Source organism: [Bacteroides] pectinophilus, from assembly GCA_025146925.1.
GTDB lineage: Bacteria > Bacillota > Clostridia > Lachnospirales > Lachnospiraceae > Bacteroides_F > Bacteroides_F pectinophilus.
In genome coordinates, this window is sequence record CP102260.1 from 793,417 (window position 1) to 811,463 (window position 18,047).

Annotated in this window: 20 protein-coding genes and 2 pseudogenes; 19 read left to right on the top strand and 3 right to left on the bottom strand. The window is 34.6% G+C overall.

Annotated features, from left to right (window positions below):
• Positions 1-68: 68 nt before the first annotated feature.
• The 12 genes and pseudogenes from NQ488_03635 to NQ488_03690 all read left to right on the top strand — a co-directional run bounded on the left by NQ488_03635 (position 69) and on the right by NQ488_03690 (position 10,509).
• Positions 69-935, top strand: coding sequence for a hypothetical protein (locus tag NQ488_03635; protein ID UWN96417.1), 867 nt, complete (start codon positions 69-71; stop codon positions 933-935).
• A gap of 75 nt (positions 936-1,010) precedes the next feature.
• The gene (locus NQ488_03640) at positions 1,011-1,202 is read left to right on the top strand and encodes a hypothetical protein (GenBank protein ID UWN97184.1); all 192 of its coding nucleotides are present in this window, start codon (positions 1,011-1,013) and stop codon (positions 1,200-1,202) included.
• A gap of 50 nt (positions 1,203-1,252) precedes the next feature.
• Positions 1,253-2,356, top strand: a complete 1,104-nt coding sequence (locus NQ488_03645) for a hypothetical protein (GenBank protein ID UWN96418.1) — start codon at positions 1,253-1,255, stop codon at positions 2,354-2,356.
• Positions 2,346-3,512, top strand: coding sequence for a bacteriophage abortive infection AbiH family protein (locus tag NQ488_03650; protein UWN96419.1), 1,167 nt, complete (start codon positions 2,346-2,348; stop codon positions 3,510-3,512). The genes NQ488_03645 and NQ488_03650 overlap by 11 nt, the downstream gene beginning before the upstream one ends.
• A gap of 398 nt (positions 3,513-3,910) precedes the next feature.
• Positions 3,911-4,543 (top strand): hypothetical protein, encoded by a 633-nt coding sequence (locus NQ488_03655; protein ID UWN96420.1) that lies wholly within the window; start codon positions 3,911-3,913, stop codon positions 4,541-4,543.
• A 282-nt stretch (positions 4,544-4,825) separates the two neighbouring features.
• The gene (locus NQ488_03660) at positions 4,826-5,047 is read left to right on the top strand and encodes a helix-turn-helix transcriptional regulator (protein UWN96421.1); all 222 of its coding nucleotides are present in this window, start codon (positions 4,826-4,828) and stop codon (positions 5,045-5,047) included.
• 67 nt (positions 5,048-5,114) lie between these two features.
• Positions 5,115-6,149 (top strand): DNA cytosine methyltransferase, encoded by a 1,035-nt coding sequence (locus NQ488_03665; GenBank protein UWN96422.1) that lies wholly within the window; start codon positions 5,115-5,117, stop codon positions 6,147-6,149.
• Positions 6,149-7,039: an Eco47II family restriction endonuclease gene (locus NQ488_03670; GenBank protein UWN96423.1), complete on the top strand. Its 891-nt coding sequence runs from the start codon at positions 6,149-6,151 to the stop codon at positions 7,037-7,039. Before NQ488_03665 ends, NQ488_03670 begins: the two co-directional genes overlap by 1 nt.
• Before the next feature lie 120 nt (positions 7,040-7,159).
• On the top strand, positions 7,160-7,789 hold the full coding sequence (locus NQ488_03675) for a TIR domain-containing protein (protein ID UWN96424.1): 630 nt from the start codon (positions 7,160-7,162) through the stop codon (positions 7,787-7,789).
• A gap of 22 nt (positions 7,790-7,811) precedes the next feature.
• Positions 7,812-8,231, top strand: a complete 420-nt coding sequence (locus NQ488_03680; GenBank protein ID UWN96425.1) for a hypothetical protein — start codon at positions 7,812-7,814, stop codon at positions 8,229-8,231.
• Positions 8,232-8,264: 33 nt separating this feature from the next.
• Positions 8,265-9,137 carry a toll/interleukin-1 receptor domain-containing protein gene (locus tag NQ488_03685; protein UWN96426.1) on the top strand — a complete coding sequence of 291 codons (873 nt, stop codon included), beginning with the start codon at positions 8,265-8,267 and terminating at the stop codon, positions 9,135-9,137.
• A gap of 128 nt (positions 9,138-9,265) precedes the next feature.
• Positions 9,266-10,509 (top strand): annotated as a pseudogene (locus tag NQ488_03690) (IS256 family transposase).
• 166 nt (positions 10,510-10,675) lie between these two features.
• Here the strand turns inward: NQ488_03690 and NQ488_03695 are convergent.
• Positions 10,676-10,876, bottom strand: coding sequence for a helix-turn-helix domain-containing protein (locus NQ488_03695; protein UWN96427.1), 201 nt, complete (start codon positions 10,874-10,876; stop codon positions 10,676-10,678).
• 292 nt (positions 10,877-11,168) lie between these two features.
• The gene (locus NQ488_03700) at positions 11,169-11,771 is read right to left on the bottom strand and encodes a hypothetical protein (GenBank protein UWN96428.1); all 603 of its coding nucleotides are present in this window, start codon (positions 11,769-11,771) and stop codon (positions 11,169-11,171) included.
• A gap of 124 nt (positions 11,772-11,895) precedes the next feature.
• Between NQ488_03700 and NQ488_03705 the strand changes: the two are divergent.
• Positions 11,896-12,891, top strand: a pseudogene (locus tag NQ488_03705) (site-specific integrase).
• 161 nt (positions 12,892-13,052) lie between these two features.
• Positions 13,053-14,402, top strand: a complete 1,350-nt coding sequence (locus tag NQ488_03710) for a hypothetical protein (GenBank protein UWN96429.1) — start codon at positions 13,053-13,055, stop codon at positions 14,400-14,402.
• 364 nt (positions 14,403-14,766) lie between these two features.
• Here the strand turns inward: NQ488_03710 and NQ488_03715 are convergent, their stop codons facing one another.
• Positions 14,767-15,270 (bottom strand): helix-turn-helix transcriptional regulator, encoded by a 504-nt coding sequence (locus NQ488_03715; protein ID UWN96430.1) that lies wholly within the window; start codon positions 15,268-15,270, stop codon positions 14,767-14,769.
• 571 nt (positions 15,271-15,841) lie between these two features.
• Here NQ488_03715 and NQ488_03720 point away from each other — a divergent pair.
• Genes NQ488_03720 through NQ488_03740 form a run of 5 tightly spaced genes read left to right on the top strand, consistent with a single transcriptional unit; the run spans position 15,842 to position 17,882 of the window.
• Positions 15,842-16,141, top strand: coding sequence for a hypothetical protein (locus tag NQ488_03720; protein UWN96431.1), 300 nt, complete (start codon positions 15,842-15,844; stop codon positions 16,139-16,141).
• Positions 16,138-16,332 (top strand): hypothetical protein, encoded by a 195-nt coding sequence (locus NQ488_03725; protein UWN96432.1) that lies wholly within the window; start codon positions 16,138-16,140, stop codon positions 16,330-16,332. The genes NQ488_03720 and NQ488_03725 overlap by 4 nt, the downstream gene beginning before the upstream one ends.
• The gene (locus NQ488_03730) at positions 16,325-17,245 is read left to right on the top strand and encodes a ParM/StbA family protein (protein ID UWN96433.1); all 921 of its coding nucleotides are present in this window, start codon (positions 16,325-16,327) and stop codon (positions 17,243-17,245) included. Before NQ488_03725 ends, NQ488_03730 begins: the two co-directional genes overlap by 8 nt.
• 8 nt (positions 17,246-17,253) lie before the next feature.
• Positions 17,254-17,703 (top strand): ATP-binding protein, encoded by a 450-nt coding sequence (locus NQ488_03735; protein ID UWN96434.1) that lies wholly within the window; start codon positions 17,254-17,256, stop codon positions 17,701-17,703.
• Between the two features lie 5 nt (positions 17,704-17,708).
• The gene (locus NQ488_03740) at positions 17,709-17,882 is read left to right on the top strand and encodes a hypothetical protein (protein ID UWN96435.1); all 174 of its coding nucleotides are present in this window, start codon (positions 17,709-17,711) and stop codon (positions 17,880-17,882) included.
• Positions 17,883-18,047: the final 165 nt, after the last annotated feature.

Consider the following 18,047-nt stretch of genomic DNA (forward strand, 5'->3'; position numbering starts at 1 on the left):
AATTCAGAGATGGATTGCAGGTATTTTTATGCTTATAAAGATATAAATAAAAGAAAGGTGTTTTTCGCGTGAGAAAATATGATTTTATATCTGCTCTAGCACAAGAGACTGCTACAGAAGTAGTCAAAAACCGTGACGAGTGGATGAAGTATCTGACCACGGCTGCAAGGTTGTATAAATATCCCTTTAACGAGCAGATGTTAATATACGCCCAAAGACCTGATGCAACAGCCTGTGCTTTGCTTGAAACGTGGAATGAAAAGATGAATTGCTGGGTCAACCGTGGAGCGAAAGGAATTGCCCTGATTGATACGGACAGCGAACGTCCGAGATTAAAATACGTCTTTGATGTATCTGATGTGCATAAGGCAAGAAGAATCGGGCGTGATCCATATCTGTGGGAACTTAAGGAGGAACATAAGGCTCCTGTGCTTGCACAGCTTGAAAAGACTTATGGTGCAACCGATGTAAATATGCCTTTTGAAGAGAGGATTATGGAGATAGCTGACAGGATTGCACAGGATTATTATGAGGAACTTTTACCGGAGCTTAACTATGTGAAAGAGGGAAGTTTCCTTTATGATCTGGATGAACTGAATCTTGGAATCAGGTTGAGGGAAACGCTGGCTTGTATTGCTGATAATGCCTATGTAATAGGAAAATTTGGCAGGGCAATGAAATACAGCATGATGAAAACTTTTGCGTTCAAGTACAAGACAAAAGTACCCAAAATTAAAAAGAAATATGTAAAGAATGGAGATTTTACTGTTAGTTATGAAACAAAGCAGGGTTTGAAAACTTCTGTATTTTATAATCAAGGCTATGGTAAAAGAGACAGCTCTGTTGCTGGGCAGGTGGAATTATTACCACAATATAAGAGATATGACAGACCAAATAGCCTTGCAAGAAAATTGAATGTAAATGCTACTATTTAAATGTAAAAAAAGTGGAAAATAAAAATGTACAATCCCACTTGTGATTGATACCATTTCCATGGGAGGATTTTCACCATGGATAAAGGATTAATCACTCAGCTTCAGATACTAAAGTTGAGCAATATAAAACCAAACTTTTCAGAACTGGCTCGTCTGTACGACCTGGATCGTAGGACTGTCAAAAGGTATTATATGGAAGATAGGAAACGCTCTGGCTTAGGCTGGGGCGTTTTTTTGAGTGGAAAAGAAGTGAAAATGACGATATAATATGTGTATATATTATGTAGAGTTGTCGATACAATAAGTGAAGGGGAAATATGGAAGAAAAAATCAATAATATTAAGGTTCAATTAATTATAAGTTACATAGAAAAAATAGATAATGTAGTAGAAAACTATGATGTTATAGATAATACGACTGATGAAATATTTGATTTAATAATTGAAATATCGAATGTTATGCAGAATGAACTACCAGAAATACGAGATTCAATATTACTAAGAGATGGAACAGAGATAAGAGATGCAAATACGGTTAGAGCAATGTTAGTAATGTATTTAGCCAATAATGGAATCCAATATACAGGAAAGAAAAAAGAGGAAAATGCTGAAATAAAAAGATTTTGGTCATCGTTCATTTTGTGGTTTGAAACAGAATTGGTTAGTATGGAATTGCTAAAATCGCAGTACCTACGCTGGGATAATTGGGATGGTGGGATGTGGTTTTTGGAAATAGATTATGACTACGAATTTCGGATCCATAGAGGTGTGAATTATCCAGATTCATTAAAAGAAAACACTGGTAACATGGAAGATATTAAAACTTTCATTGAATTGGCATATAAGTACTGGATTATCAATGATGGAAAATCACATTATGCATTTACCATAGAAGTAAATGAAAGATTAAAAATATTTAAACTCCCTTACCGATTGCAAAATGGTATTTTATTAAAACAAGGATATAAGACTACGTATGGAATTGATAAGATTATTAATTATAGGATGTTTGAAAGAAAAATCAGATTCTCCGAGGATATGATAAATAGCCATGATATGATGGAAAAGAAAAGTGCATTGGATTTTATAATAGATGCCTTGCAGTACATGATTTCTACGCAGAAAGGAAATCGAGATAAGCAATATGGTGCCTTGGCAAAGTCTGTAAAAGATGATGGTAATAGTAAAGTATATGCAGTGGTTAAGCGCGAAATTGATGATTTGATGAAGATTTCTAATGAATATTTTGATATTAGACACAATGATTATTTAAACGTAGCCAAGCAGCAGAGAGAAGCATTAAATGATTCACAGTTCATTGAATATTTGTATAATCGGGCATATGCATTACTATATTTGTTAAGGCTGAAAGACAATAATAAAGAAAAACAATTAGAAGAGAAAGGTAATTATGATGAATAATAATGTGTTGATTATAGGAAATGGATTCGATTTGTATCATAAACTACCAACAAGATATACAGACTTTCTTTTTTTGGTAAGAAATTGGGAAAAGTTTTACTCTTTGTACAATGAACAACTTATAAAAAGTCATAATATGAGAAGTGAAACAGAGCATGAACAATTTAGTGTATCTGTAAACGAATATGGAAAACTGACAGAGGAAGCGTTAGAGGATTTTGCTAATCATGCAATATGTTTGGATAATGAAAGTATATCAATTTTAGGGGACATTATTTCACGAAATGTATGGATAAAATATTTTATAGAAACTGGATATTCCTCTGAGGGATGGATTGATTTTGAGGCGGAGATAGAAAAATTACTTGTTTTGGTAGAGGAGTTCTGTACATGTGAGATTTATAAGTGCGAAGGAAAAGTAATGTCACAGGTGATTAATCCAACAATGTATAAGGCGATAAAGTGTGTGATGACACATTCAAAGGCGATGCCTTTAAATGTGGGATTATATTCAAAAAGTGATATAGAGAAAATTGTGTATGGAGATGTGAAAATCCAATTACTTGCTGAATTAAAAATTGAGTTGAATGACTTGATAAGAGCATTAACAATTTATATGAGAGAATTGGTTGGTAATATAAAGGTGTCTTGTTTTTCACAACAAATTAAAGAATTGAAAAATATAAATTTGCTTAACTTTAATTACACATATACATATAAAAGTGTTTATGGCAGCGCAAATTCAAATCATCAAGTGCACGGTTCGTTAGCAAACGATGATATTGTATTAGGCGTAAGCGATAATGCATTCAATAATTTAGATTATGTTTATTTTCAGAAGTATTTCCAACGAATCCAAAAGAAAACAGGGGCATATTATAAAACATGGATTCCAAAAGAATTTACCACTTTGGAAGATACTCCGATTAAAGTATATATTATGGGTCATTCTTTGGGAATGACAGACAAAGAAATATTGAAGGATTTCTTTTTTGAAAAATATGTTTCAGAAATTACTATTTTCTATCATAGCCAGTATGCGTATGAACAGTTGGTTATTTCATTGATAGAAATGTTTGGTAAAGACTTTGTAATTGAACAGACTGGTAGTGAGAGAGTTAAATTCGTAAAACTTAAATCTGCGGAGGCGGAATAAGGGAAAAATCCTTAGTAGTAACCCATTCCCTATTACTACCAATTTTACTACTAATAGGTAGTAACAACTTGCTAAATTCTGCTCTGATTTGCCACAATCTGTAATTTCAGAGCATATCACAATAACCCCGGAAACCCTTGCAAAACGGGGCATTCCGGGACAAAACAAGGAGAAATAAAACAATGATAAAAGTACTATTCATCTGCCACGGCAATATTTGTGTATTCGCATGAAATGCTTGTAAAATCAGGGCTTTCAGAAAACGATAGGGAGAATTTACCCCTGTTTTGCCCCTGAAATAGTAATGGAATTATAGGGCTGCCCGATAAAAAATGTAATATTTATAATTGACATGATACAATTCGTATATATATAAGAAATATAATGGAGAAATAAAAATGAATGATACAATATTAATGTTGATTCTTCTAGGAGTATTAGTGATACCTATCCTGTATTTAATATGGGAAATTAATTTTTGTTTAAATACAGTTATTTATACAAGACAGAAAAAGAAAATGTTTAAATCGTTAGAAAATATTTTACTAAGTTATTATAATAAAAATGATACCACGGCATGTTTTAAAGAAATAAACTTGATATTTAAGCATATTATTGATAGAAATGAAGAATTAAAAAGAAATTATGCAAGCGTGGATTTCCTTTTGGAAAAATACTTAATTGAATTAAATGCTCAAAATAAAAAAGTTGTAAATGTTAATATCCAGGATATAAATAATCTGAAGGCATATATTTTGCAACTGATAGATGAATTTAAGAAAAAAAATCCAATGGAACAAGTAAAGGGAGCAAATTTTGTTTTGTTTAATGATATTATTCAATATTTTCACCATAACGAAAGTGACAAGTTTGATGAAGCTATCAATCAATTAGCAATTGAAATGAAAAATTTGCAGGATACTTTGTTTGAAAAAGAAAAAAATAGTAAAAGACAAGATGTGCTAACAATAGTCGGGCTTGTTCTTTCTGTTTTATTTGGAATAATGACATTTATACAGTTTTTTATTTGAACTCATATTTACCAACTATCGTAGTTTGATGGTTGGTATTTTTTATACAAAGAGTTTGGTTGAAGTGAATTGTAATCCTAACGGTACAACATTATTGGGATAAAAATCACCTTTTTAATATTATTTGCGTGGGTCAATATTATTCAATACAGTTGAATGAATCAAAAAAATATTGAAAAAATCAATATAATCGAGTATACTCATTTAAGTAAATGGGTTACAGAGTTATAGGAGAACTATGGAGCTGTAACGAGTTTATTATTAGGATAGGAAGGATCAACTATGACTGTAAGCTATAATAAATTATGGAAAAGACTTATAGATTTAAATATGAGCAAAACTCAGCTTAGAGAAAAAGCCGGTATAACAACAAATGCAATAGCAAAGATGGGAAAAAATGAGAATGTTTCGACAGAAATTATATGTAAAATATGCAAAGTATTGGAATGTCAGGTAGAAGATGTAATCGAATTAGTTGATGAAGAAGAAAAAGAGGTATGTTAGTATAGAAGAGTCAGTTTTATGGGACATATACTATGATATTATTAGAAAAAAGTAAAGAGGTAATTGAATGTATACAAGTATAGAGCTTTTTGCTGGAGCCGGCGGATTGGCATTAGGAGTCGAAAAGGCGGGATTTAATACATTAGGTTTAATAGAATTTGATAAGGACGCAGCGGATACATTAAAGAAAAATAGACCAAACTGGAATGTTATAAATGACGATATTGCAAATATATCGTGTCTGGATTTGGAAAAGTATTTCTCTATTAAAAAGGGTGAGCTAGATCTCCTTTCAGGTGGTGCACCTTGTCAGGCATTTTCATATGCTGGAAAAAGGCTTGGGCTTGAAGATGCAAGAGGAACATTATTTTATCACTATGCATTGTTCCTTGAAAAATTGCAGCCTAAAATGTTCCTGTTTGAGAATGTTCGAGGATTGCTTACACATGATCATGGAAAGACTTATTCAACAATGCTTGATATTTTTACAAGATCTGGTTATACCATTGACAAACAAGTATTAAATGCATGGAATTATGGCGTACCGCAGAAAAGGGAACGACTTATTACTATAGGAATTCGCAATGATTTGGTAGGAAAGACTGAATACAGATTTCCGAAAGCACATAGTTATAAACCGGTTCTTAGAGATGTCCTTTTGGATTGTCCGGATGGTCCAGGGGTTCCGTATGGAGAAAAAAAGAGAAAGATTTTTGAATTAGTTCCAGCTGGTGGATATTGGAGAGATATAGATCCAGCAATTGCCAAGGAATATATGAAGAGTTGTTGGGATATGGAAGGCGGAAGAACCGGAATTCTGAGAAGAATGAGCCTGGATGAGCCGTCTTTAACTGTATTAACATCTCCATCCCAAAAGCAAACAGAAAGATGTCATCCATTGGAAGCAAGACCTTTCACGGTTAGAGAAAATGCAAGATGTCAGACATTTCCAGATGATTGGGAGTTTTGCGGAAATGTTTCGGCTCAATATAAACAGGTAGGAAATGCTGTCCCGGTTAATTTAGCATATGATATTGCAAAAGAAATCGCAAATTCGCTAAATATGCTTGCGGAAAATCAGAAAGTAAAGGAGGCAATGTAATGGATTGGAAACTGAAATTTATAAGTCAGGAAAACTTTGTTAAACATGTGGAAGCGACAATTGACAAGTATGGGGAAAAACTGGAATCTTTTGATATTAAGCGGTTTAACAAGAATATTATTGATCCGATTAAGTTGATATTTGATAAAACAGTATATCAGTCAACTTGGGAAGAAATGGTGGGAAACGAGATATTCCGACAAAGGGACAAATCAAATAATAACGATATCGGATATTTCCATCAGACAATATTTCAGTACATGAAAAATTGTCATGTGCCTGAAAATGGTAAAGAAGGCGGATGGGATGTTATCTATGAAAACGCAGATGGAATTCAATTGCCAGAGGGTGATGTAGTACATAAGATTTATGTTGAGATGAAGAATAAACATAATACGATGAATTCTGCATCTACCGGAAAGACATATATGAAAATGCAGAACCAATTATTGAATGATGATGATTGCGCATGCTTTCTGGTAGAGGCGATTGCGCAAAAATCACAAAATATTACTTGGAATCCAACGGTTGATGGTAAGAAGATTTCTCATAAACGTATCAGAAGAGTAAGCATAGATCAATTCTATGCACTTGTAACAGGAGAAGAAGATGCATTTTATCAGATGTGTATGGTACTTCCAGAAGTTATCGAATCTGTAGTTGTAAAGGGTGGAGAGGTTAAAGTTCCACATGATACAGTTGCAGAGGAACTAAAGAAAATAGCGGAAATTTCAGGAGAAAAATCAGAGAATCTTGCAATGGCAATTGCTGTTTATATGCTGGGGTTCAGTTCATATATTGGATTTTCCAAATTAGTGGATGAAAAGGAAGATATTGATGAAAATTTTCTAAATAGAATTTATGCATATGCGAGAGGCATAGGATTTTAGTTTTTGAATTCAAAAGTATATAGAGAACAGATATAATATGATTAAAATAGAAAAGGAAGGAAAATATATGGGAAAAAAATATTTGTTTCATACAAATATGCGGATGATTTTGTTGAAAATTTGGAGGATGAGGTTAATTCAACAGTACGAGACTATGTTGATTTGTTTGAACAAAAATTGGATGAAGAGGACGATATTTATAAGGGTGAAAGTGATGGAGAAGATTTAAGTAAATTGTCCGAGGACATTATTTGGGAAAAATTGAAAGATAGAATCTATGACAGTTCAGTAACAATAGTGTTTATTTCCCCAGGAATGAGAGAAATTGGGATAGAAGATAAGGAACAATGGATTCCTTGGGAAATTTCTTATTCTTTAAAAGAAACATCAAGAAGAAATAAAAATGGAGAATCTGTTACAAGTCATAGTAATGCTATGATTGCAGTTGTTCTTCCTGATGCAAACGGTTCGTATACATATTATTTAGAAAAAAAGAATTGTTGTGATGGTGGATGTACAATGCATCATACAAATATATTATTTACAATAATAAAGGAAAACAAGTTTAATAGAATTCAAAATGCTAATAAACGAACTTGTGATAGCAATGATACTATTTGGTCTGGAACTTGTAGCTACATAGAAGCCGTTAAATGGAATACTTTTATTAATAATTACAAAGACTATGTGGATAAAGCAGTTGAAAGACAAAATAATATAGACGAATATAATATAAGAAAAGAAGTTTGATTTTAAGAATGAGGTGAAATATATGGATAATTTCTGTGAAGATAAACATAAGTATATGGATTTGGTTCAGGGTGTTATTAATCGAATGGCGTCAAATTCGTTTGCATTAAAAGGATGGGCAGTAACTCTTGTAGCTGGTATTTTTGCGTTAGCTAGTAAAGATGCGGATAAATGTTATTTTATTATAGCGTATATTCCGATAATTGTTTTTTGGGGACTAGATACTTACTATTTATGGCAGGAAAGACTTTATCGAGCTTTATATAATAAGGTCAGAAAGATGGAAGACGAAAAAATTGATTTCGATATGAATACGAATAAGGATGAGTTTAAAACAGGTAAGAATACTTATTTGGATACATTGTTTTCTGTTACGGAGTTGTTTTTTTATTTACCGCTTGCAATAGTTTCAGCAGCGGTGATTTGGATTGCCTTTATATAAGAAAACAAAATTACTGATGAGAAGGAAAATGTAATGGAAATATTAGGAAGAGTAAATGTGTATTTAGATTTATTGCGTAATGAGAATGCGCGATTGAGTAATGAAATTTTTAATTTAGTTCGCCTAAATGAAAGGATATTGAGAGATGTTGAACCTTTATTTTTGCGCGATAATGATTTGCAAAATAAGGATGTTTTATTTCAAAGTGCGTTGGCGACTGTTGTTGAAGCTGGTATCAATTTAGAGGAAGCAAGGAATATACCTACTTATAGAAAACTTCTTGAGGAATTGGATAATATTGCAAAGAGTAAAGTAAAAACGCCCAACAAATTCAATTCGCTAATAAAAGCGCTTAGTGGATTTAATGACAATGTAATAGAAGAATTGACAAAGCAAAGAAACTATATTTTTAAGGATTATAGTGACAATTCATTTTTGGATTCAGGAGAAACAGGGTTTGATTGGAATGCATATGGCGATTATCTAAAGGCGAATTATAAAAAAGAAAAACAAGTATTTTTATCATACGCATATGAAGATAAATTGTATACAATTGCTTTATTTTTCTATTTTCAAAAGAAAAATATTTTTTTGTTTGTTGATTGGATGAATAATGGAAAAGAAGAAAAAGGAATCAAGCTAAAATATAAATTGCATAGTGCATTAGCTCAATCAGATCATTTACTCTTTTTAAGAACTCCTAATAGTGAATTAAGGATAGGAGGAAATTATTATATAAGACCATGGTGCTCTTGGGAACTAGGTAATTTTTATGATAGATTGGGATCTAGAGAAAAATATTACATAGATTTATATGAGCATGAAAAAAATGATAATATGCAATTAGATGGAATAAAACTATTAACAGGTGTAAGAAATGAAGAATTGGAAGGTGTCTTGGTATAGCAGATAATAAAATACATATTCTAGAGTATAGTAGAGGGCATTGAAGAGTGTGTGAAACTTTTTCTGTAAATAGCTAATAACGGCAAGGTCTTCTATGATAAAATATAAATCATAGGAGGCCTTTTATTATGGCAAGAAGAGAAAAGAAACCTATACACAAAGTAGTAATGACAGAAGGAAAGCGAAACATCATTCAGCAACTTCTTCAGGAGTATGATATTGAAACCGCTGAAGATATCCAGGATGCGCTTAAGGATCTGCTTGGCGGCACTATCAAAGAGATGATGGAAGCAGAAATGGATGATCATCTTGGTTACCAGAAATCCGAACGATCTGATAGCGATGATTACCGCAATGGATATAAATCAAAGCGTGTAAACAGCAGCTATGGCAACATGGATATCGATGTTGCACGGGACCGTAAATCAACATTTGAGCCACAGATTGTAAAGAAACGTCAGAAGGATATTTCTGATATCGATCAGAAGATTATTTCCATGTATGCAAAAGGGATGACGACCCGGCAAATATCCGAAACCATCGAAGATATCTACGGTTTTGAGACATCAGAAGGCTTTATTTCAGACGTTACAGATAAAATTCTGCCTCAGATCGAAGACTGGCAAAATCGACCGCTGGATGAGGTATATTCGATCCTCTATATAGATGCCATCCATTATTCCTTACGAGATAATGGAGTAATCAGAAAACTGGCTGCCTACGTCATTCTTGGCATCAACACAGAAGGAAAAAAAGAGGTTCTTTCAATCACTGTCGGTGATAATGAAAGTTCAAAGTACTGGCTGTCTGTTCTGAATGAGCTGAAGAATCGTGGTGTAAAGGATATCCTGATTATCTGCGCTGACGGTCTTAGTGGCATTAAAGAGGCAATTGCCGCTGCATTTCCAAAAACAGAGTATCATAGATGTATTTTGTACATCAGGTAAGAAACACGCTGAAATATGTTCCGGATAAGGACAGAAAAGCGTTCGCTTCCGACCTAAAAACGATTTACCATGCTTCCGATGAAGAGAAAGCTAGACTGGCTCTGGATCGAGTTACTGAAAAATGGAACGAAAAATACCCAAATTCCATGAAACGGTGGTATGATAACTGGGATGCAATAACGCCGATTTTCAAGTTCTCACCGGATGTCAGAAAGGTTATTTACACGACCAATGCAATTGAAAGTCTGAATTCTACCTACCGTAAGCTAAACCGTCAGAGAAGCGTATTTCCTAGTGATACAGCGCTCCTGAAAGCCCTGTATCTGGCAACTTTCGAAGCTACTAAATGGACTATGAGCATTCGGAACTGGGGACATGTATATGGTGAACTCAGCATTATGTATGAAGGAAGACTCCCAGAATAACAGAATTTGTATGCGTGATAAGAAGGACGTTTTTGACGTCTGCTCTTGACATGCCCGAAATCATGTCGTATATATAAAGCAAGAGCTGGAAGCTCCAATTTAGCGCTTCCAGCTCAATCATTATCATAGAAGATTATTATTTACGGACTTTTCTTCATAGTCTCGCTCAATCCTCTGCATGGAATACATCTTCCACCAGCATATTAAAGTACTTTGATATCCGCAGCATAAATTCGGCAGATGGGGTGCTGTCCCCATGTTCTATCCTGCCGACAGTTTTGGCGCTGTATCCAATAGCAGCGGCAAGGTCATCCTGGTAAATGCCACGCTGTTCCCGGATTTCTCTGATATTATTGGTAACCGCCATAAAAATCCCTTCTTTCAGTTCTATAGATATTTTCTTATTGTCCTTGAATGAAAAACTAAAACTTGACTGAAATATCGTCTGATTACACAAAATCGATTTTCGTCCCCAATTTCGACTTATATTGTTGTGCCTTCTTTCTGAAAGGTGCTATAATTAGCATATTCCAGACAACGGGTATATCAAAAATTGCATAGCAAACAGACGGCTGGCTAATTCTTATGCAAAAGTAAACGCGACCCGTCTAATAACACCTATTGACAAATCGATTACTACCTGCATTTAAGTCTTTTAGTTACTTTTCAATGAATAGGTCTGGCATCAAATGCACTTCATCTGGCGGGATGAGGTGCATTTTTAATAGCCTCATTAGTTCATGAAAATCTTCATCATCTTCCTCAATCAGTTCATAGGGGCATTTGTTACCAAGCCCCGGACGTTTGATGCTATTGATATGATTCATAAGCAATGTGATGTCATCCTGATTATAAGGATTTAAGCTTTTCTTTTTCGGAATAGCATAACGGATAAATTCATGATTCTTTTCGATACATCCTTTTTGCCATGAGGCCATCGGATCGCAGTAAAACAGACTTGTTCTATAAACTAAGAAACCATCCTCATCTGATGTAAGTTCTAACTCATCCACTTTCTTAAATTCACTGCCATTGTCAGTCAATATAACCGAAAATAATCTCCGAAATACTTCTATTCCCAGTCCTGCCTCAAGATAGTCAAACACCCTTTTTACAGATTCTGCTTTTCCATCCGGCATCAGGAATAGAAGCATTACATTATTCCTTCTGAAAATTATGGTAAGAAGTCTTTTGCCTTGTTCTCTTACGCCTTTTACAGTATCCATTTCTACTACTTCATCTTCTGTATACTTTGCTTTCATCGCATACTCAAAATCAGTATATGTTCTGCCTTGGCGAAACTCCACATTTGCAAATCCAAGAGATGGTTGATGACCTTTTCCTCGTTTCTTATATCCGGTTTTTCTACGCAAGGTAGACCGATATTTGAAAACAAAGACAGGAGTAAGGCAAAGCACAAAACAGGGATATGTTACAGTACAGAGATTACTTGCAAAGGAAGCATTTGGCAAAAAGACGATACGAAGTGTGAAAACTTCCGATGCAAAGCTGTTCCTTATAAAATTGCAGCAGGAAGATGGGAAAAGCTAAAGTTCCATTCATACCATTCGGGGAGTGTTGCGACCAGCTTTTCAGATGGCGGTGGATGATGATATTTTGGTAAAGAATCCATTTGGATTCCAACTTGCCGGAGTACTGGTAAATGATGCAGTTACAAGAGAGGCAATTTCCAAAGACCAGATGAGAAAATTCCTAAAGTTTGTGCATGACGATGTGATGTACTGTAAATACTATGAAGTAGTGTACATATTATTTCATACGGGAATGCGAATATCAGAATCTTGTGGCTTGACGCTGAAGGACATTGATCTTGAGAACAGAACTGTGAATATTGACCACCAGTTGCATAGAACATCGGATATGCGATACATCATAGAAACCACAAAGACGGATGCAGGAACAAGAGTGTTGCCGATTACAGAGGATGTGGCACAGATGTTTCAGGCAATCATCGGGGATAGAAATACACCGAAAGTGGAAAAATCCATTGATGGCTACAGTGGATTCCTGTTTTACGATGACAATGGAATGCCCCTTGTGGCAATGCACTGGCAGCACCGATTCAACCACATGGTTGGCAGGTACAATGACATCTACCGGGTGCAGATGCCAAACATCACGCCCCATGTGTGCCGACACACCTATTGCAGCAATATGGCGAAATCGGGAATGAATCCCAAGACCTTGCAGTATTTGATGGGACATTCGGATATATCGGTTACAATGAATGTGTACACGCATATCGGATTTGATGATGCTGAGGAAGAACTGAAACGGCTGGAAGACTTCCGAAAGGCACAAGCAGAGGTTGAGCAGAAGAAGGAGAAACCGATGTCGCAGAAGATGTTTAAGGTAATTTAATATGGAAAAGGGATGACGCTCCGGCTTGGCTGGGGCGTTTTTTCTATGGAAAAATAATAAAATAAAATATATAATATGTTTGATGGGATTAGAGAGAAGGTGCAAATATCAATAATTTTGAAAAAACATTATATTGGCTAATGGATGCTTATCCAAAATCAATGTATAAACTTAACCCCAATATTGCAAAAAGAATATTTGCTAATATAGCAGATGATGAGAGGTTAATAGATGAGATACTGAATGATAAATCAGAAGAATTATTGGATGGAAAGAGCGAAAGGATTGTTTCTATTTATCTTTTTCTTGATGATATAAGAAACAAACTCAATAAATTGAAAGGTAAAATCATGTCTTATGATGATGCCAATTATATTTTGAATATAATGATATTAGTTAATTCCGAAATCACTCAATATTATATGGATAAGGCACAAAAAGATGGCAGGTTTTCGTATGAAAATGAATATAGTCAAAGTAGCATAATAATTAACTACATTAAGGTAATTAGAGACGATATGCAGAGAAGGGGAAAAATACAAGAAATCTATCCTAATAAAGAAATCATTGAGAGCAAAGAGCTGAAAATTGTTTCGGAATGTGATTTGTCTATAATCGAAAAACATTTAGAATATCTTGTATTAATCAATACATTAATGTGTATGCAGATTAGTCCATTTTTCAATGATAAAGACAGAATAATTGCAGAGTGGTTCTTATGTTGTTTTGGAGATATTTTCACAAACTGCATGATTGAAGGAATTTATATGGAACCGAATACATCTTATAGTGAATATGAAAATGGGTCTAGGACAACTACAAAAATGGAAATTTTCTTTTCACAGAGCAACGAAGATAGATATCAATTAAGGTTGGATTTTCCTCATGATGATAAGGAGTGTATTCATTTCAATTTATATGAACCTTTTAAAATAGCTGCGTATCCCATTGATTATCTGGAATATAATATGTTGATTAAGCAGTATGGTGATGTAGTTAAAAATTTATTTTATCACTGTGGTAATAGAATGTGGTTTAAGAGTCAATTTAAAGATTATATTGATTTGAATTTTACTAATAATATTGAAGCTAGGAAAGCGTTACTTAATCTGTTTGAAACACATACACATAGTCCGGTGTGTGACAATAGTGTTTCTGAAAATGATATGAAAAATTTTTTGAATGAACTTTTTTCTGCGATATCTATTATGGACATGTCACATTCTAGGTATTTAAAACCAAAGAACATAGATGAGAATAAAGAACTTGAATATATTACTTTAGAAAAAAATGTTAGAAATGCTGCTTACAAAATAGATGAGGCATATTTATATAATTTGCAAACAGGTACTATTCCTGCAAAATTGAAAGAGGATTTAGCTAATATAGAAATCAAGTTGACAAATGTGTTGACTGAATATTATGCGAAATATACGCATGAGGAATTAAATGATTTGTCTTTGTTAGAATTATTAATGTTGGTTAGAGAATGTATGATAGAACATTCTTAGTAGTAAGCCTATCTTGTTTTACTACCAATTTTACTACTAACAGCCCGCAATAACTTGCTCCATCTTGCTCTATTTTGCCAGGAGTTCAGCAAAAATACACATTTTACAAATCCCTAGAACCCCTTGCAAAACAGGGCATTCCGGGGCAAATTAAGGAGAAACAAAAACATGATAAAAGTACTTTTCATCTGCCACGGCAATATACTAACCTTGATTAAAAATACTTGATTTTACGGCGTTTTGGGGATGTTACAGTAGATTTTTACCAACGATTTACCAAAGCTATTTGAGTAGGGGATAAACTACTCAGGATATGTAAAGAGAAGTATTATAATAGAGTCCTAGCAAAGAAAAAATCCGCAATTTAGCGGATTTTTTTAATACATTCGTTAAATAAGAGCAATCTGTTAATCTTATCATCATAAAATTCTTTTTGCTGTTCAATCACAGCTTTATCATTATCCTCATAGGCAATTAAATCCATCTGTTGTTTACAATTTAGATAAGAACAAATAGCTTCATTTATTTGTGAATCTTCAAATGTCATGTGTATGCTGCTGGGGATGTAGTTGCCATCTTTATCCTTATCAGCAGATATTTTCAATGGAGATTGTTCGTTAAGCTTCATAACTAAAGAAAGAACATCACTAATAGTATTAATATCGTAATCAAGAAATACAGTTACGCTAATGCCAAGAGCTTCTGCTATTTTTTGAAGCTGATCTGGTTTTGGATTTCGTTCACCGCTTTCATATTTCTTTATGGTAGATAAATAAATACCGGACTGTTTTGATAATTCGTCCTGTGTCATATCTTTTAATTTTCTATATTTTTGAATTTTACTTCCAATTGAATGTCTATTATCCATTAATAATCACCTCAAACAAATTGATATGAATATTTTAACACAGAGTTCACAAAAGTGGTACATTATTTTGAAAATATATTGACAACCACAAATGTGGACTATATAATAAAAATATGAACAGACCACAAATGAGGACTAACATAAAAAGAATAGATATGTTGAAAATACTTCTTTTGGCGAAGTTCAAGGATTGAAAATTTTGCTATATCATAATCCTGCGAGTTGCAAAGCAGCTCATACAATTGAATAACAATTACAGATATAGTGATAATTCCGGTTCAGATACCTGATGGAAATCAAATATACTTGCGAAGAGTGCTGAAGGATTGAGAAATGAAAGTGGAGCGAGTAAGGGTAGTCAATACTGTTGCGGAAGGATAATAAACTATGAAGGTGTTCAAAGGGAACTTCCTGGCTCTCGAAAAGGCGGTAGAGAGGATAGCATTATTTAATTTAACTTAATGCGTCGTAAACGCAGATGCGGCTTATCTGTAATTCCTATGTGTGCAGGCAAATGGGAAAAAAGCACACCTACATGGCATGAGCCGTGTAGAAAGCAGGTAAGTAGTGAATGGAATTAACTTTTAAAGGTGTGGATATAAGCACTGAGGAAAAGTTCGTCAGCTACATTAATTCACTGAATACAGCGATAATGAAGCAAAATGTCATGAATGAAATCAAGCAGGATTTATATGATGTTTCTTATTTGAAAAAGCGTTACCGAAAGATTGTAGCCAGGAATGAGAAAGCACTATTTATGGCAGAACACGAATGTTTGAAATGTGTTTATTTTCAAAGACTGGCACGAAAATGTCAGGCAAATTGTAAGTGTCTCTTAGAAGAATCTACGGAAGGAGGCGTATTTACATGAAGCTATGTTGGATTGTAGTGTTGGTCGGAATAAGTATCATCCTGGTTTTTCTATATTCATTAGTTGCAATGTCGTCCAGAACAGAGAGGTTTATTGAGCAGCTTATGGAAGAGGAGGGGAGAAAAGATACAGATGTGCAGGATATGGAAGCAAATATTACGGAATGGAAGGAGAGACAGGAATATGAATAACAAATTAGAAGTAATCGGCATTGATCATGGATGGTCAATGATGAAAACAATCTCTCAGGTATTTGTCACAGGTGTTAAGGAGATTACAACAACTCCGGCACTTTTCGGCGATGTACTTGAGTATGAAGGAAAGTTCTATAAGGTTGGAACTGTGAGGCAGGAAGTAAAGGATACAAAGGTCGAAGATGACAGCTTTTATCTTCTCACTCTTGCAGCAGTTGCTAAGGAACTTAAAAGAAGAGGTCTTGCAGAGGCAAAGGTATTCCTTGCCGTAGGACTACCACTTACAAGGTTTGGAGCAGAGAAGAATGATTTTATCAAGTACCTGACAAAGAATAAGCGTGTAAGCTTCAAATATGAGAATGAGCCGTATTATATTGAAATGGATGATGTGGCAGTATTCCCTCAGTGTTATGCAGCAGTAGTGGACAAGATTCCTACAATGGCAAAGAAAACGCTGATAGTAGATATCGGTAGCTGGACAATCGACATTATGCCGGTAATCAACAAGTCACCGGATGAATCAAAGTGTGTGACGATACCAAAAGGTCTTATTACCTGTATGCGTTCTATCAATGAACAGTGTGTAAGACAACTTAACGGAGAGGTAGACGAGTCAGAGATACAGAACATCATGCGATATGGCAGGTCAGATATTGATGATGAATACTTTGCCATTATCAAGGCAGAGATAGAGGATTTTGTTGATAAGGTATATAACTCAATTCGTGAGTTTGGGTATAACTTAAAGACTACACCGATTGTATTTGTCGGTGGCGGGGCAGTTGTGATGAAGAATTTTGGTAGCCATGATGCCAAGAACATTTCCTATAACCTTGATGTAAAGGCAAATGCAAGAGGATATGAGCAGCTTGCCACGATGGGGCTTAAAAGCACTAAGCGATTATCATAAGGAGGCAGATGATGGGAAGAAGACTTGAATATGAAGTAAAAACTTCTGTCCGCCTCAACATGAGCAATCCTCAGCATGTGAAAATCAATGATGTGATTCAGAACCTTGATCCGAAGATTTTCAAATCTAAGAATCAGTTCATCATAGATGCGATTCAGTTTTACATTGATAATTATGGAAAAGAAACCTTTGTTATCAAGAAGAAGGAAAAAGAGAGGGCTGAATATATCCGGTCAGAAGATATTGATGACATTAAGGAAGAAGTCATTGAAGCAGCAACCAATGAGGCTAGGAAAGAGGTTATAAGGCTGTTAGGCGGAGTGATATCCGGGATGAATGTTGGTCAGCCGGTAATAATGCAGGCAGCCAATAGTGAAGCACAAGAACCCACAGAAGATGTTATGGACGATGCAGATGTTGCAGGACTTGCAATGGGATGGATGTCGAAAGGAGACTGATTATTATGAGAAGAGTTATGGGAGCCGTAGGAACAGTGATTTTAGAGATACTCAAGTGGATATTAAGGATAATTCTTGGAGCGTTGAAGCTGGTCTTAGGACTTGCCAGAATAATTCTTCTTCTATTCGCTATGGTGGCAAGGATATTTCTTTCATTCGTAAGAATGGGCACATTCTGAGAGGAGGTGAGCGTATGCAGGTAAAGGGTTTATTCTTAAATTATAAGAAAAACAGAAGACTTATGCAGTATTTCTTTAAAATAAGAGAACTGGTATAATGAAAGGAGTTTAAGATGCACAGAATACGGGACAGTCCTATGTGTCCCGTGCATTACAGATAAATAG